Source organism: Arthrobacter sp. AOP36-A1-22, from assembly GCF_052377615.1.
In the GTDB taxonomy this organism is placed as follows: domain Bacteria; phylum Actinomycetota; class Actinomycetes; order Actinomycetales; family Micrococcaceae; genus Arthrobacter_H.
On the sequence record NZ_JBQSWX010000017.1, the window covers coordinates 1 to 13867 of the forward strand.

Here is a 13867-nt window from a genome sequence, read left to right on the forward strand (position 1 = left end):
GCTAGGCTGATTCCATGCGCGATATGCAGGCACGGATCATCAGTGAAATGGGCGTCAAGGCCACCATCGACCCGCAGGAAGAGGTCACGCGGCGGGTGGCGTTCCTGCGGGACTACCTGGAGGCCACCGGCACCAGGGGCTTCGTGCTGGGCATCTCGGGAGGCCTGGATTCCACCCTCGCCGGACGTTTGGCGCAATTGGCCGTAGAGGCCGCGGCCCGGGACGGGGACGACGTGGATTTCGTGGCAGTCCGCCTGCCCTACGGCACCCAGACCGATGAGGACGACGCCGCGGCGGCGATGGAGTTCATCGCCCCGAAGACCGCCTGGACCTATGACATCAAGCCCGGGGTCGACGCCCTGGCCGCGGAATATGTGAAGACCACGAGCGAAACGATCAGCGACTTCACCAAGGGCAATATCAAGGCCCGGCTACGCATGACCGCCCAGTACGCGTTGGCCGGCCAACACGGGCATCTGGTCATCGGCACCGACCATGCGGCCGAATCGGTCACCGGGTTCTTCACGAAATTCGGCGACGGGGCGGCCGACCTCCTGCCGTTGTACGGACTGGATAAGCGGCAGAACCGCCAACTGCTGCGCCATCTGGGGGCCAGCGAGCGGCTCTGGGCCAAACCCCCGACGGCGGATCTGCTGGACGGGACCCCGCTGCGCACCGACGAGGACGAATTGGGCCTGGCCTATGACGACATCGACGACTACCTCGAAGGACGTCCGGTGCCGGAGGCCGTCGCCGAAGCCATCGAGACCCGGTTCCTGCGCAGCCGTCATAAACGCACCACCCCCGTGTCACTTCTCGATGATTGGTGGACCCGAGGCGCCGACTGAAGGACGGATCCTCCACAACCCTTCCAAGCAGTAGGATGTCCACGTATATTTTGGGGAACGCCTCGTCGGGGATGGCCCCGGCGCCCCGACGAAAGGTGGAACATGACCGTCACCGACCAGTTCCGTGAAGCCCGCGACCGCCTCGTCTCCCTGCGGGGGGACCAGGCCAAGGCCCGGAAGGAATTCCGTTGGCCCGAGTTCGCCGAATTCAACTTCGGGCTGGATTGGTTCGACGCCGTCGCCGCCACCAGGGAACGGGCCGACACCCCGGCGTTGATCATCGTCGAGAAGGACGGCTCCTCCACCCGCAGGACCTGGGCCGAGCTATCCGAACGCTCCGGCCAGGTCGCCAACTGGATGCGCAGCGTGGGCTTCTCCCGCGGCGACAAGGCGATCCTGATGCTGGGCAACCAGGTGGAGTTGTGGGAGATCATGCTGGCGGCCATCAAGCTGGGCATCGTCATGATCCCGACCACCACCCAGATGGGGCCTGCCGATCTGGCGGACCGGGTCGAACGCGGTGGCGCCAGCTGGGCCATCGCCGGCACCACCGATCTGCCCAAATTCGCCGACGTGCCCGGGGACTACCGGTTGATCGCCATCGGGGACGCCCCCGCCCCCACCGCAGCGGGAGCCCCGGAGGTGCTGCCGTATTCGGCGTCGACCACGGCGCCGACCGGCTTCACCGCTGACGTACCCACCCGTGGTGACGAGACGCTGCTGCTGTATTTCACCTCCGGGACCACCTCGAAGGCCAAGCTGGTCGAGCATACCCATACCTCCTACCCGGTCGGGCACCTTTCGACGATGTACTGGATCGGCTTGGAACCCGGCGACGTGCACCTCAATGTCGCCTCCCCCGGTTGGGCCAAGCATGCGTGGTCGAATGTCTTCACCCCGTGGATCGCCGAGGCGACCGTCTTCATCTACAACTACGACAAATTCGACCCGGCGGCCCTGATGGATCAGATGGAGGCCGAGCAGGTCACCAGCTTCTGCGCCCCGCCCACGGTCTGGCGTCTACTCATCCAGGCGGATCTGACCCGGCTGAAGACCCCGCCGACGAAGGTCGTCTCCGCCGGGGAACCGCTCAACGCCGAAGTGATCGACCAGGTCCACCGCGCCTGGGGCCAACAGATCCGGGATGGCTTCGGCCAGACGGAGACCACCGTGCAGATCGCCAACTGCCCGGGCCAGCCGATGAAGATCGGTGCCATGGGCACCCCCCTGCCCGGTTACGACGTCGTCCTGGTCGACCAGGCCACCGGCGAAGAAGGCGATTTCGGGGAGATCTGCCTGCGCCTGGACCCCCGGCCGTTGGGGTTGATGAAGGCCTACTACGGCGATCAGGAGAAGACGGCAGCCGCCTTCCGCGACGGGTATTACCACACCGGGGATGTCGCCGAACGGGATGAGCGCGGGATCATCACCTACGTCGGCCGCGGCGATGACGTCTTCAAGTCCAGCGACTACCGGCTCAGCCCCTTCGAACTGGAGTCGGTGCTCATCGAGCACCCCGCGGTCGCCGAGGCCGCCGTCGTGCCCTCACCGGAGCCGATGAAGCTCAACGTGCCCAAGGCCTACGTCGTCCTGGCGGCCAGTTACGCCGCCGACGCCACGACGGCGGAGGACATCCTGGGCTACTGCCGGGAGCATCTCCCGGCGTTCAAGCGGATCCGCCGGCTGGAATTCGCTGAACTGCCCAAGACCATCTCGGGGAAGATCCGCCGGGTCGAGCTGCGCCGCAACGAAGAGCTGCGCCACGGCTCGGACACCCCTCCGCAGGGGCTGGGAGTGGAATACACGGACACCGATTTCCCGTCCCTGAAGGCGCGGGGATGAAGCCTCCACTCCCGTTCGACCCCATTGCCACGGCCCAACACAACTGGGAGGGCCAGGGGTGGACCGTCGAGGCGGCGCCGATGGCCGCCTTCACCGCGGTCATGCGCGCCCAGCAGATCCTGCTGCACCGCTGCGAGGCCGTGGTCAAGCCCTTCGGGCTGACCTTCGCCCGCTACGAGTTGCTGGCCCTGCTGTGGTTCTCGCGGACCGGTTCCCTGCCCATGGTCAAGGTCAGTGCCCTGCTGCAGGTCCACCCGACGTCGGTCACCAACGCAGTGGACCGGCTCGAGCGGGCCGGCTTCGTCGAACGCAGCCCGCACCCCACCGACGGCAGGACGACCCTGGTCTCGCTGACCGATCGCGGTCGGGACGTGGCAGCGCAGTCGACGGCGCAACTGAACTCCGTGGTGTTCTCGAATCCGGGGATGTCGGCCGCGGATATCAACGAACTGATCGAGATCCTCGGCCGCTTCCGTCGCGACGCCGGTGACTTCGAGGCGGAAACGGCCCCCTGACAGTTGCTGTCAGAGGGCCGTGATCGTCGCGCTCGGGACCCGCGGGTCAGTCGGACCCGTGGGAGCGGTCGCGGATCCCGGTGATGATGCCGGAGAAATCACGGCCGGCACCACCCTCGTCGCGGAATCGCTCGTAGATCCGTGCGGCCATCGGCCCGAGTTCGGCGGCGACCCCGGTGCTTTCGATGGCGCTCATCGCCAGGCCCAGGTCCTTGGCCATCAGCGCCCCGGCGAATCCGGGTTCGTAGTCGCGGTTCGCCGGGCTGGTCGGCACCGGACCGGGGACCGGGCAGTTCGTCGTCACGGCCCAGCATTGGCCCGAGGCCGTGGAGACGACGTCGTAGAGCGCCTGGTTGCTCAGCCCCAGCTTCTCGCCCAGGACGAAGGCCTCCGAGGCGGCGATCATGCTCACGCCCAGGATCATGTTGTTGCAGACCTTCGCCGCCTGCCCGGCCCCATGATCCCCGCAGTGGACCAGCTTCCCGCCCATGACCTCCAGGAGCGGACGAACCGATTCCAGGTCCGCTTCCAGGGCACCGATCATGAACGTCAGGGTCCCGGCTTCGGCGCCGACCACCCCACCGGAGACCGGGGCGTCGACACTGCGGTGTCCGGCCTCCACGGCCAGCCCGGCGGCTTCACGGGCGTCGTCGACATTGATGGTCGAGCAGTCCAGGAACACGGTGTCCGCGTCGACGGAGTCGAGCAGGCCGGGCCCGTCGACCCCACGATAGGCGTCGAGCAGCTGCTGTCCACCGGGGAACATGGTCAGGACCACCGAGGCCCCGCGGACGGCCTCGATCGCCGAGGAGGCGGTCGGCACCCCGGAGGCGGAGATGGCCTCGACGGCGGCAGGGACCACGTCGAAGGCCCGGACGTCGTAGCCGGCCTGCACCAGGTTCTTCGCCATGGGAGCACCCATGTGCCCGAGCCCGAGAAAGGCAATCGTTCCGGTTTCCGTGGTCATCATGCACGCTCCTTCGCGTCGGCGGCGAGTCCGAGCTCACCGCCTTGTTCGTCCGGGCCGAGCGGCTCGAAGTAGTCCCGGATCATTTCCGGGCTGATCTGTTCGAAGTTGGCCGGACTCCACTTCGGCTGGCGGTCCTTGTCGATGACCTGGGCCCGGATGCCCTCGAGGAAGTCAGGGGAGGCGAGCATGCGCACACCGACCCGGTAGTCCTGGTCCAGGGCCTCCTCCAGGCTCGACAGCCCGACGGCCCGGCGCAGTGCCGCCAACGTGGTCTTCACGGCCGTCGGCGACTTCGCGGCGATCAATTCGGCGGCTTCGGCGCCGTGGCCTCCACGGATGCGCAGGCGTCCCAGGATCCGTTCGATCGAGTCCCCGGCGTAGTCCTTGGCCATCCAGGTGGATTCGCCGGCGAGCGCCGAATCCGGCGCCGCCTGGGCGAACCGCCCGATGATCCCATCGACGTCGTCCCCCTGGCCTGCGGTTTCCAGTGCGGTGGCCAACTCGTCGAGCTGGCCGGAGGGGACGTAGGAATCGGCCAACCCCAGGAACAGGGCGTCGGCCGCATCGAGGTGGGAGCTGGTCAGCGCGGCGTGGGTTCCCGCTTCCCCCGGGGCCCGGGAGAGCAGGTGGAGCCCTCCGACGTCGGGGACGAAGCCGATGGTCGTTTCGGGCATCCCGCTGCGGGTGCGTTCGGTGACGATCCGGTGGCTGCCGTGCGCCGAGATACCCACCCCGCCACCGAGGACCAGTCCGTCCATGAAGGCGATGAAGGGTTTGGGGTAGTTGCGGATCAGCGCATTGAGCCGGTATTCGGTGCGCCAGAAGGCTGCGGTGCCGGCCCCGCCTTCGGGGATGTCACGGTAGATGGCCACGATGTCGCCCCCTGCGCAGAGGCCGCGGTCACCGGCGCCGGCGATCATCACGGACACCACCGCGTCGTCGTCGCTCCAGGCGGTGAGCTGGGCCAGGGTTGCTTCGACCATCCCGTGGGTCAGCGCGTTGACGGCCCTCGGTCGGTTCAGGGTGATGATGCCCAGCGTTCCTCGGACCTCGAACAGGACCTCGGGTTCGGTGGGGGCGTCGCTCATGGTTGTCCTTCCGGCGGTGCGGCGCTGGTGCGGCGGTCTTCCTCCGGCCCAGCGTCGGGTGGCAGTTCGTTGACCCGGACCGGCATAATCGACCATGGTCCAGGTCACTCGGACTCCAAGGTACTCGGACATCCTAGGAATTTCTAGGGAGCACCCATCCGCCGGGGGCTATCGTCCCACCGGGGCCCGGCGTAGCATCAGCCAGCTGCCGGTGGCGCTGATCAGCGCCACGAGGATCATGATCAGGGCGATCTTCGCGAAGGTCGCCCCCTCGAACCAGCCGAAGGGATTCACCCCGGCCGCCAGAAGCAACCAGATCAACGCCAGGAGGACCGCCACCGTGCCGAAGATGACCGCGATGACGCCCTTCTGGTTCCAGCGCAGGAATACGACGGCGAACATCGCCCCGATGAACAACATCGCGGCGCTGAGCCCGAACCCCATCAGGAAGGTGCTCGAATAGCTCCCGTTCCCGATGGCCACCACATCGAAGACCCGGGCCCCATTGAACCAGTGGCCGGTGGCCTTCTCCAGCGCCAGCAGCACGGTCATCGTCACCCCGATGAAGACGGACTCCAGGAGGAGTGCCAGGCAGGTGCCGACGAAGTACTGCCGCCGCGTGGAACCCATCCCCAGGGCAAAGGGCATGGTACGGGAGTAGGCCATGACGCCGATGCTCACGAAGTACCCGGCAAAGCACCACAAGGTCGCCTGGTTGTAGCCGAACCCCTCGGTCAGTTCCGCAGGGGAAGCCGGCGCAAAGGAACGCAATAAGCCCATGACGACGATGCACAGCACGATGATGCTGCCGAAGATGAACAGCGGGACCCCGATCATGCGCATCGGGTCCGCAAAATGCAGGCGCACGATCTTCATCAGGGCCCCGACGGGTCGCTGCGTGGGCAGGGTGGGCTGCGCGGACGGTGCGCCCGCCACGGGGCGCGGCTGGGTGATGCTCATCGGAGGGCCTCCTTGGCCTCGGTCTGGTCCTTCTCTGCTGGGTGGGCCACGGCGGCCGGCTCCCCGCCTTCAAGGAGCCCGTGGGCAGCCACGAGTTCCTGCAGGCTCACCGGGCCGACCTCTAGCCCGCCGGCCCGCGCATCGGCGTATAGACGTTCGTCGGGGATCCCGGCGATCGTCACCGAGCGCAGGCCTCCCAGGGCCTGGGTGCGCAGGACCTTCCGGGGCCCGGTCGCCTCGGCGACGGCAGTCGCCGTACCGGAGAGGGTGAAGGCCGAGGCGGTGGCCTCCTCCACGGAGGAGTCCAGGATCTTGCGGCCATCCTGCAGGACCACGACGTGCTCGAGCAGGTTCGCGGCCTCATCGATCAGGTGCGTGGACATGAGGATGGTGCGTGGATGCTCCATGTAGTCCTGAAGCAGGAGGTCGTAGAAGATGCCGCGGGCCGTCGCGTCGAGCCCGAGGTAGGGCTCGTCGAAAAAGGTGACAGGTGCCCGGGATGCCAGGCCCACGACGATGGCCACTGCGGAGAGCTGCCCGCGGGAGAGCTTCTTGATCGGCGTCTTCAGCGGTAGCCGGAATTCCCCGATCAGGCGCCGGGCAAACCCGGCATCCCAGCCGGCGTAGAACCAGGGGGCCGTGCGCAACACGTGGGAGACCTTGAACTCCTCGGGATATTTCTGGTTCTCCCGCGCGAAGCTGAGTTGGGCCAGCACCGCGGCATTTTCGAAGGGGTCCGCTCCCAGCACCCGGGCCTGGCCCGAGGTCTTGAGTTCCTGGCCGGCCAGGATGGACATCAAGGTCGTCTTCCCGGCTCCGTTGCGGCCCAGCAGGCCACAGATGGTGTTCTTTTCGATGCCGAGGCTGACATGATCCAGCGCGGCGGTGTGACGGTAGACCTTCGTCAGGTCGGTGGTTTCAATGGCGAGACTCATGATCGCGCCTCACTTTCCCGCGACGGCGGCACGGTGGCCGATCATCGCAATGAGTTCGTCGGAATCGATGCCCAGTCGTGCGGCCTCGTCGATCAGTGGTGAGAGGTACTGGTCCCCGAAGGCCTCGCGCCGGACGGACCTGAGCCGGTCGAGGGCCCCGGTGGCTACGAACATGCCGATACCTCTTCTTTTGTGCAGGATCCCGGCGTCGACGAGCCGGTTCAGCCCTTTTCCGGCGGTCGCCGGGTTGATCCGCATGAATGCCGCGAATTCGTTGGTCGAGGGGACCTGGGTCCCCTCCGGGTAGGTTCCTTCGAGGATCCGGCCCTCGATCTCCTCGGCGAGCTGGATGAAGATCGGCTTGGAATCGTCCATCGCGCTCACCGCCCGTTGGTTGGTTCATTGGTCATGTAACTAACCAAAGCACCTCGTTTTCCGCTCGTCAACCCCTGCGCCCGGAACGGCCCCGGATTGATAGGTTGGAGTCGTGAAGATTGCTACCTGGAACGTGAACTCCCTCCGAGCCCGCGCCGACCGCGTGGAAGACTGGCTGCGCCGCACCGACGCCGACGTGCTGGCCATCCAGGAGACCAAATGCAAGGACGAGAACTTCCCGTGGGAACTGTTCGAGAACAACGGCTACGAAGTCGCCCACTTCGGGTTCAGCCAGTGGAACGGGGTGGCCATCGCCTCCCGGGTCGGACTCGACGACGTCGAGCGGACGTTCCCCGACCAGCCGACCTTCGGCAAGGGCGGCAAGGATCCGGTCCAGGAGGCCCGGGCCATCGGCGCCACCTGCAACGGCGTACGAATCTGGAGCCTCTACGTCCCCAACGGCCGCGCCCTGCAGGACGAACACATGCCCTATAAGCTCGAGTGGCTGCGCCGGCTCAAGGAAAACGCCGCCGGCTGGATCGCCGATGATCCCCAGGCGCAGGTCGCCCTGATGGGTGACTGGAACATCGCCCCCTTGGACGAGGACGTCTGGGACATCGACTACTTCCACGACAATGAGCTGACCCACGTCTCAGGCCCCGAACGAGCAGCCTTCGAGGCCTTCGTTCAGGCCGGCTTCTCCGACGTCGTCCGCCCGCACACCCCCGGCCCGGGCGTCTACACCTACTGGGACTACACGAAGCTGCGCTTCCCCAAGAAGGAGGGCATGCGCATCGACTTCACCCTGGCCTCCCCGGCCCTGGCCCAACGGGTGACCGGGGCCTGGATCGACCGCGAGGAGCGCAAGGGCAAGGGCGCTTCCGAACATGCCCCCGTGGTCGTGGAGCTGGATTAGATGACACAGACGGGGACACAGGCGCGGCGTCGGCTTCCCCCGACGTCGTATCTGCGGGTCTTCGAGCCATTACGCGCCTACGACGACGAAGCCCAACTGGCCATTGCGGCCCAACGCGGCGTGGGACGCACCGCCTTCGAGGAACGGGCGGCCGCCGAAGCCCTGGAACGGTTGACCCGCGGTGTTCCCGACCCGTTCCCCCACGAACAGGCCGAACGGTACCGGGAGCTGCACTACCCCGGGGCCGACGGGTTGACGGCACCGTACTATTGCCCGGACCAGCTACCGACCCGGGCGACCTTGGCTGCCGAGCAACTCGATTCCAGCATGCGCCCGGCCCTGTTGGAACTTCTGGTCCCCGACGCCGCCCGGGGGGCGAACGCCGGCCGCATCGGCTCCGAAGCCTTCGCCGGGGACGTCGCTTCGCTCCACACCCGCAGCGCGACCTGGGGCATCCCGTTGGGGTGGTTCGTCCTGATCACGGACGAGGACCACTGTGAACTCGAAGAGGACGGCACCACCTTGTTGACGGTCCGGCTCAGCGCCCCGGCCGTCCAGGTCCTGGAGCGCACCCGCCATGCGGCGGCCTCGCTGGCCCTCCACGCACCGGAACTGGAGATCCTGGACGAGCTCACCGCCCTGGATGAATGGCTGCACCTCTTCCACGAGGACTCGATCATCGAGTTGGATTACGGATCGATCGCCGAACGCGTATGGCCCGATGACTCCCCCCAGGACCTGCGGCATGGCATCGAATCCTTGTCCGAGCAGGACATGCTCGGGGCGGCCGCCGCCTACCGTCGCCTGACCAACAGGTGGCTGAAGGTCCGTCAGCTCGCCCGCGCCAACTGACGCGCCGCCGGAAAACTTTCGATAGGCTAACCCCGTGTTTATTCAAACGAACCGATTTTCCACGGGTGCCCGCGTATGACGGGGGGCTCCGGGACCGCCTGGATGTACAGCGACGCGATCGTCTTCGGGATTCCCCTGATCGGCGCATTTGCCTAGTGCTTGATCTATCCGGCCTACCGCGCGTTGAAAGGCAGCTGGCGCTCCTGGGTCAATGCTCCCCCATACCTGCCATGGCAGGCTTCGTTGACCAATACGTGGCCCTTCATCCTGCTGTCCATGGGCCTGGCCATCGTCGTGGTCATGCCATCCCTGGTCTTCGAGGCACTGGGTTGGGAGGCAGCCCGGAAATTCATGTGGAACGGCCCCTTCTGGATCCCCTGGATCGGAGCCATCGTGGGAATCTTCTGGTGGCCCAAATCATTCGGACCCGCTTGGTACCGCACCTGGCGCCGGGCCGGAGGCAAGCGAAGCATCATGGCGTTCACCGAATCCGATATCGCCGCTGTCCGGCGTCTACCCGAAGGCAAGCGTCGACGCCGGCTGGAAAAGAACATCGAGGCCTGCCGCAGCTACAGCGCACAGGCCTCCGACCAACCCGTCCCCCGCTAGGCAGGAGCCACCATCATGGAAACCAAGATCCCGGGCCGCACCGGACGTGCGACGCTGGTCCTCGAAGAACCCTGGCAAGCAGAATCCATCCGCGACGAATTCGAACTCTTCGCCTACCTGGCTGGTCCTGAAGGGACCTTCGCGCCCAACCTGATCGTGACCGTGAACCCGTTCGACGGCACCAACGACGAGTTCCTCGACCGCGCCGTCCACGGCCTCACGACGACCCTCCAGAAGCCCTACCTGTTCGACGTCAGGATCTGGGACAAGGAACAATCCCTTGACGATGACTCCGTCCCGTCCGTCGATGATCTGGACGTACTGTCGATGGGTCGAACCATCGCCTACACCCACGAATCAACCCAAACGAGAGCAACCCTGCGCTCCGCGGAGTGGCTGTTCATCGACTCGGGTCTGGCCATCCAGGTGACTGGAACGACCACCACCGCCCAGTGGCCGATCTTCGAACCCACGCTTGGAACCATGGCCCGTTCCGTGTCCACCTCAACAGAAGGCGCATCATGACCGGGAAAGACACCATCTACTTCAGCGGCACCGACCCCGTTGCCCAAGCAGCGTTACGGGCGCCCCTGCCCGATCTGGGCGAAATCGGTACCCAGCAGCCCTTTTCCTACGATGGAGCATGGGTCCACAGCGGTGCCGTCGAGCTTCTGATGAAGATGGTGGGCGGTTATCGTCCCGGCCGCTTGCAGCAGAGGCTCCAGCGGTCCCAGCTGGAAGAGCTGCGGGAGGCAGAGCTGGTCTCGGGAAACGAACTCACCTCCGGTGGGCAGCTTCTCGTCGCGGTCATGAATGAAGCCGAGGCTTCCTTCCGTCTCTCCGGGCTCATCGAGAATCACGAGTACCTGTTCCAATGCTGGGCCTCGGAGCAGATGGCCCTCATCATCACCCAGCCTGGGTATCATGCCGCCGGCAACCCGGAATTCGTTGAACAGCCGACCCCGGCCCACGTCAACATCCGTGTGGTCCCCCTGCTGGATCTCTCGACGCTGATGGCCAAGTGGGTGGGCCTCGCTCCGGCATGGAACTTCGACCTCCTCCCCGTTGAAATCCCCATGACCGCGATAGAAGACCAAATGAACGGGTCCTCGGCTGTCCCGGACGATGCCAACGATGTACTCCAGGATGCGTGGCGGGAGAAGTGGATGCTCTGGAGTCTCGAGGGCAGTTGCCCGGCCGGCGATCTGGACCCCTTGACCTACCTGACGGCCGGTCGTCGGGGCCAGCACCGCTTGGCCCAGCAGGAAAGCGAGTCGGTCATGCTGATCCCCACTGGTTCGACCTATGTCTTCGACCAAATCGAGGACCGCCTCCAGGCCATGGTGTTCCAACGAGACCCCGTCCTGCCCTGACGGGGCCCAAAACGATAGGATCCTTGAATGATTGAAGACGCCAACTGGCATTTGCTCTTTTGGCCGGCTTTTTGGGTTTTCGTGCTCGTCGTGCTGGCACTGTGGTGGATTCCGACCCAGGTCGCCCGCAAGGCGTTAAACGGTAGATGGCGCAGCTGGGTGTTGGCTCCGAGCATCCCCTTCCAGATATCCTCGCGCAACGCCTGGCCCTTCATGTTTGCTGCCGCCTCCGTATCGTTGGGGATCGCGCTGCTCTCCCTCCCCGCGGAAGTCTTGGGATGGGAACGGGCCCGCCAAACCGTGTGGGATCTATTCTTCGCTCCCTGGGCGTTCGTCATCCTCTCCTTTGCCTGGTGGCCCCTGTGGCTGAGCCCGCGGTGGTACCGCTCCTGGGGCCAGGCCGGTGGCACCCGAGAAACCAATCCCTGGATGGAAGAGGAAGTGGCCATCGTGCAGGCCAAGGAGCCGTCGAAGAAGCGGGCAAAGCAACTGGCTGACATCGAGCGCTGCGCGGAAATCCTCCGTGGGCTCCCGACGCCCGGAGGAGCCGCTGAAACGTGTCACGGGGATTTGTCCGAGGAGACAGCATAATCATGGAAGTAACCACCGACCCGGCAGAAGTCTGGCTCAACTTCATCTATACCCCCAATCTGATCATCGGCACCGTGATGATCCTGTTGATCATCTTCGGCCTGGCATACCCGGCACTGAAGGCACTGCATGGAAACTGGCGATCGTGGGTATTGGCTCCCGGCGTCATCAACGTTCCGCTGACGTGGTTCCAGACCAGGCATAAGTGGCCCTATATGTTGTTGTGCTTCGCTACTGCCCTGACGATGATGTTGCCGACCATTTATTTCGAAGCGGCCAATGACGAGCGCATGCGCCAGCTGTGGTGGACCCTCCCGATTTTTTGGGGCCCGTGGCTGGCAGGAATCGTGTCGTTCCTCTGGTGGCCGCTCCGGGCGACCCCCCGCTGGAACCGCGATTGGGAACGTCGACGGGAGGATGAATCGCGCGCCATCCCCTTCACGGATGAAGAGATTGCTGCCTTTGAGGCAATGCCTGCCGACAGTAGCCTGCGCCGTCGTCGCCTCCGCAATGTCAGGGCGTGCCGGCTGTACGCTTCCGGGCGCCAGAACGCTTTCGTGCCGCCATGGAAGGATCGCCAAGATCAGGACATGACGGAATCATGACATCCGATCAGCCGATCACCGGTCGAACCGGTAGAGCTTCATTCAGGATCCCTGCGGCATGGGTCAGCGGATCGGTCCGGGAGGGAACCGAGCTCCTGGCCTACCTGCCTGGCCCGGCCGGACGGTTCGCACCGAACCTCGTAGTAACCGTGGCCCCGTTCGACGACACGTTGGATAAGCTCGCAGTACGGGCCATCGATGGCCTCACGGACCACCTGGTGAATTCCTTCATCGTCGACGTCCGCCTATGGGACGTCCCCGGCCGGGTGATCCACTACACGCACCAATCCCCTGACGACCGGCTGCGGGTTCGGGCCTGCGACTTCCTCACCATCCAAAACGGGCTCGCACTCCAGGTCACCACGACGTGTGCCGTCTCCGATTGGCCCGCCTTCTCCGAGATCTTCGAGCAGATCGCCCGGTCGACCACGGCGATGGAGGCCGCCGTATGAGTACCTTCGTCCCCGATGCGGCCACGGCAACCAGCTACGGAACCCCTCTGCCGGACCTGACCGCCGTGGCCTCACACCAGCCTTTCCACTACGAGGGGTCATGGCTCAACGGAAAATCGATCGAGTTCCTGTCGGGCCGCGGGCAGGATCCAGTCATCGGTCTCCTCCAGCGCTTCATCCGCGCCGCCGAGGTCAAAGAGCTGGAGGCTGCTGCCCTGGTCGACGGCAACAAGCTGACCAGACGCGGACAGGCGGTCAACGCCTTGATGCGTGATTCGCCCTTCACGTTCCGGGTCTCGGCGCTCCATGATGGCCGCCAGGAACTACTGCAGATCTGGGCCAACGACGAGATGGCGCTGGTCATTGCCGGCTCCGCCTAGAACGACGGTCAATTCGATCCAGCTCAGCAGCGGCCTGACGACGAGCTTTTCAACGTAGAGCTGGTGCCCCTGCCGGATCTCAGTACGCACATCCTGCGCTGGCTGGGTATCGGCCCGGCCTGGAATCTGGCCCTGGAACCCGACTCCATGGGCATGGACATCCTCGACGCGAAGGTCATGCGCAACGCCCCACCTCCCGCCCCGGACGCTGCCAACGAAGCGTTCCGGGACGCGTGGACGGAACCGTGGATGATTTGGAGTTTCGACGGCGTCGGCCAGGACGGCAGCCTGGAGTCCCTGACCTACGTCCACGCGGGACGGCGCGGTCAATACCGGCTGGCACAGCCCGACGAGCACAGCATGCTCCTGGTCCCCATGGGTTCCAGCGTGGTTCTGGACCAGATCGAGGACAGGATCCAGGCAATGCTCTTCACGCGGCCGGTGCATCTGCTCTAGACCCGTCCCCGAACGGGGCCCCGCGTCGGTCCGGGGCACCTGCCGGCCCCCGGGCCTGCATTAGGCTGGAGACGATTCATTCGTCTCTGATACCCACTGT

The 13867-nt window shown here is 65.6% G+C and carries 18 protein-coding genes; 13 read left to right on the forward strand and 5 right to left on the reverse strand.

The window, feature by feature from the left end:
* Positions 1 to 14 precede the first annotated feature (14 nt).
* The 3 genes from nadE (at position 15) to ACT3S2_RS10825 (ending at position 3205) form a co-directional block, all read left to right on the forward strand.
* On the forward strand, positions 15 to 848 hold the full coding sequence (nadE, locus tag ACT3S2_RS10815; RefSeq protein ID WP_444561694.1) for an ammonia-dependent NAD(+) synthetase: 834 nt from the start codon (positions 15 to 17) through the stop codon (positions 846 to 848).
* Between the two features lie 102 nt (positions 849 to 950).
* Positions 951 to 2690, forward strand: coding sequence for an AMP-binding protein (locus tag ACT3S2_RS10820; RefSeq protein WP_444554752.1), 1740 nt, complete (start codon positions 951 to 953; stop codon positions 2688 to 2690).
* Positions 2687 to 3205 carry a MarR family winged helix-turn-helix transcriptional regulator gene (locus ACT3S2_RS10825; protein WP_444554751.1) on the forward strand — a complete coding sequence of 173 codons (519 nt, stop codon included), beginning with the start codon at positions 2687 to 2689 and terminating at the stop codon, positions 3203 to 3205. Before ACT3S2_RS10820 ends, ACT3S2_RS10825 begins: the two co-directional genes overlap by 4 nt.
* A 46-nt stretch (positions 3206 to 3251) precedes the next feature.
* Here ACT3S2_RS10825 and mmsB read toward each other — a convergent pair whose 3' ends face one another.
* The 5 genes from mmsB to ACT3S2_RS10850 all read right to left on the reverse strand — a co-directional run bounded on the left by mmsB (position 3252) and on the right by ACT3S2_RS10850 (position 7533).
* On the reverse strand, positions 3252 to 4175 hold the full coding sequence (gene mmsB, locus ACT3S2_RS10830) for a 3-hydroxyisobutyrate dehydrogenase (RefSeq protein WP_444561695.1): 924 nt from the start codon (positions 4173 to 4175) through the stop codon (positions 3252 to 3254).
* Positions 4172 to 5263: an enoyl-CoA hydratase/isomerase family protein gene (locus ACT3S2_RS10835; protein WP_444554749.1), complete on the reverse strand. Its 1092-nt coding sequence runs from the start codon at positions 5261 to 5263 to the stop codon at positions 4172 to 4174. The genes mmsB and ACT3S2_RS10835 overlap by 4 nt, the downstream gene beginning before the upstream one ends.
* A 168-nt stretch (positions 5264 to 5431) precedes the next feature.
* The gene (locus ACT3S2_RS10840) at positions 5432 to 6223 is read right to left on the reverse strand and encodes a hypothetical protein (protein ID WP_444554748.1); all 792 of its coding nucleotides are present in this window, start codon (positions 6221 to 6223) and stop codon (positions 5432 to 5434) included.
* A complete protein-coding gene (locus ACT3S2_RS10845) occupies positions 6220 to 7158 on the reverse strand; it encodes an ATP-binding cassette domain-containing protein (protein ID WP_444554747.1) in 939 nt (312 codons plus the stop codon). Before ACT3S2_RS10845 ends, ACT3S2_RS10840 begins: the two co-directional genes overlap by 4 nt.
* A gap of 9 nt (positions 7159 to 7167) precedes the next feature.
* The gene (locus ACT3S2_RS10850) at positions 7168 to 7533 is read right to left on the reverse strand and encodes a GntR family transcriptional regulator (RefSeq protein ID WP_444554746.1); all 366 of its coding nucleotides are present in this window, start codon (positions 7531 to 7533) and stop codon (positions 7168 to 7170) included.
* Positions 7534 to 7645: 112 nt separating this feature from the next.
* Here ACT3S2_RS10850 and ACT3S2_RS10855 point away from each other — a divergent pair, with 112 nt between their 5' ends.
* The 10 genes from ACT3S2_RS10855 (at position 7646) to ACT3S2_RS10900 (ending at position 13767) form a co-directional block, all read left to right on the forward strand.
* Positions 7646 to 8449: an exodeoxyribonuclease III gene (locus tag ACT3S2_RS10855; protein WP_444561696.1), complete on the forward strand. Its 804-nt coding sequence runs from the start codon at positions 7646 to 7648 to the stop codon at positions 8447 to 8449.
* The gene (locus ACT3S2_RS10860; RefSeq protein ID WP_444554744.1) at positions 8450 to 9301 is read left to right on the forward strand and encodes a hypothetical protein; all 852 of its coding nucleotides are present in this window, start codon (positions 8450 to 8452) and stop codon (positions 9299 to 9301) included.
* 159 nt (positions 9302 to 9460) lie between these two features.
* Positions 9461 to 9910, forward strand: a complete 450-nt coding sequence (locus tag ACT3S2_RS10865; RefSeq protein WP_444561697.1) for a hypothetical protein — start codon at positions 9461 to 9463, stop codon at positions 9908 to 9910.
* Positions 9911 to 9925: 15 nt separating this feature from the next.
* On the forward strand, positions 9926 to 10435 hold the full coding sequence (locus tag ACT3S2_RS10870; protein ID WP_444561698.1) for a hypothetical protein: 510 nt from the start codon (positions 9926 to 9928) through the stop codon (positions 10433 to 10435).
* Positions 10432 to 11283, forward strand: a complete 852-nt coding sequence (locus ACT3S2_RS10875) for a hypothetical protein (RefSeq protein ID WP_444554741.1) — start codon at positions 10432 to 10434, stop codon at positions 11281 to 11283. Before ACT3S2_RS10870 ends, ACT3S2_RS10875 begins: the two co-directional genes overlap by 4 nt.
* 27 nt (positions 11284 to 11310) lie before the next feature.
* Positions 11311 to 11874: a hypothetical protein gene (locus tag ACT3S2_RS10880; RefSeq protein ID WP_444561699.1), complete on the forward strand. Its 564-nt coding sequence runs from the start codon at positions 11311 to 11313 to the stop codon at positions 11872 to 11874.
* A 2-nt stretch (positions 11875 to 11876) separates the two neighbouring features.
* Positions 11877 to 12479: a hypothetical protein gene (locus ACT3S2_RS10885; protein ID WP_444554739.1), complete on the forward strand. Its 603-nt coding sequence runs from the start codon at positions 11877 to 11879 to the stop codon at positions 12477 to 12479.
* The gene (locus ACT3S2_RS10890) at positions 12476 to 12931 is read left to right on the forward strand and encodes a hypothetical protein (RefSeq protein ID WP_444554738.1); all 456 of its coding nucleotides are present in this window, start codon (positions 12476 to 12478) and stop codon (positions 12929 to 12931) included. Before ACT3S2_RS10885 ends, ACT3S2_RS10890 begins: the two co-directional genes overlap by 4 nt.
* Positions 12928 to 13311, forward strand: a complete 384-nt coding sequence (locus ACT3S2_RS10895; RefSeq protein WP_444561700.1) for a hypothetical protein — start codon at positions 12928 to 12930, stop codon at positions 13309 to 13311. Before ACT3S2_RS10890 ends, ACT3S2_RS10895 begins: the two co-directional genes overlap by 4 nt.
* 63 nt (positions 13312 to 13374) lie before the next feature.
* Positions 13375 to 13767 (forward strand): hypothetical protein, encoded by a 393-nt coding sequence (locus ACT3S2_RS10900; RefSeq protein WP_444561701.1) that lies wholly within the window; start codon positions 13375 to 13377, stop codon positions 13765 to 13767.
* Positions 13768 to 13867 lie beyond the last annotated feature (100 nt).

What these genes read in the sequence shown, in the direction of transcription:
- ACT3S2_RS10895 (WP_444561700.1), top strand. Translation starts at nt 12,928, where the DNA reads ATGAGTACCTTCGTCCCCGATGCGGCCACGGCAACCAGCTACGGAACC.
- ACT3S2_RS10860 (WP_444554744.1), top strand. Translation starts at nt 8,450, where the DNA reads ATGACACAGACGGGGACACAGGCGCGGCGTCGGCTTCCCCCGACGTCG.
- ACT3S2_RS10840 (WP_444554748.1), bottom strand. Translation starts at nt 6,223, where the DNA reads ATGAGCATCACCCAGCCGCGCCCCGTGGCGGGCGCACCGTCCGCGCAG.
- ACT3S2_RS10845 (WP_444554747.1), bottom strand. Translation starts at nt 7,158, where the DNA reads ATGAGTCTCGCCATTGAAACCACCGACCTGACGAAGGTCTACCGTCAC.
- mmsB (WP_444561695.1), bottom strand. Translation starts at nt 4,175, where the DNA reads ATGATGACCACGGAAACCGGAACGATTGCCTTTCTCGGGCTCGGGCAC.
- ACT3S2_RS10880 (WP_444561699.1), top strand. Translation starts at nt 11,311, where the DNA reads ATGATTGAAGACGCCAACTGGCATTTGCTCTTTTGGCCGGCTTTTTGG.
- ACT3S2_RS10875 (WP_444554741.1), top strand. Translation starts at nt 10,432, where the DNA reads ATGACCGGGAAAGACACCATCTACTTCAGCGGCACCGACCCCGTTGCC.
- ACT3S2_RS10885 (WP_444554739.1), top strand. Translation starts at nt 11,877, where the DNA reads ATGGAAGTAACCACCGACCCGGCAGAAGTCTGGCTCAACTTCATCTAT.
- ACT3S2_RS10850 (WP_444554746.1), bottom strand. Translation starts at nt 7,533, where the DNA reads ATGGACGATTCCAAGCCGATCTTCATCCAGCTCGCCGAGGAGATCGAG.
- ACT3S2_RS10825 (WP_444554751.1), top strand. Translation starts at nt 2,687, where the DNA reads ATGAAGCCTCCACTCCCGTTCGACCCCATTGCCACGGCCCAACACAAC.
- ACT3S2_RS10835 (WP_444554749.1), bottom strand. Translation starts at nt 5,263, where the DNA reads ATGAGCGACGCCCCCACCGAACCCGAGGTCCTGTTCGAGGTCCGAGGA.
- ACT3S2_RS10890 (WP_444554738.1), top strand. Translation starts at nt 12,476, where the DNA reads ATGACATCCGATCAGCCGATCACCGGTCGAACCGGTAGAGCTTCATTC.
- ACT3S2_RS10870 (WP_444561698.1), top strand. Translation starts at nt 9,926, where the DNA reads ATGGAAACCAAGATCCCGGGCCGCACCGGACGTGCGACGCTGGTCCTC.
- ACT3S2_RS10820 (WP_444554752.1), top strand. Translation starts at nt 951, where the DNA reads ATGACCGTCACCGACCAGTTCCGTGAAGCCCGCGACCGCCTCGTCTCC.
- nadE (WP_444561694.1), top strand. Translation starts at nt 15, where the DNA reads ATGCGCGATATGCAGGCACGGATCATCAGTGAAATGGGCGTCAAGGCC.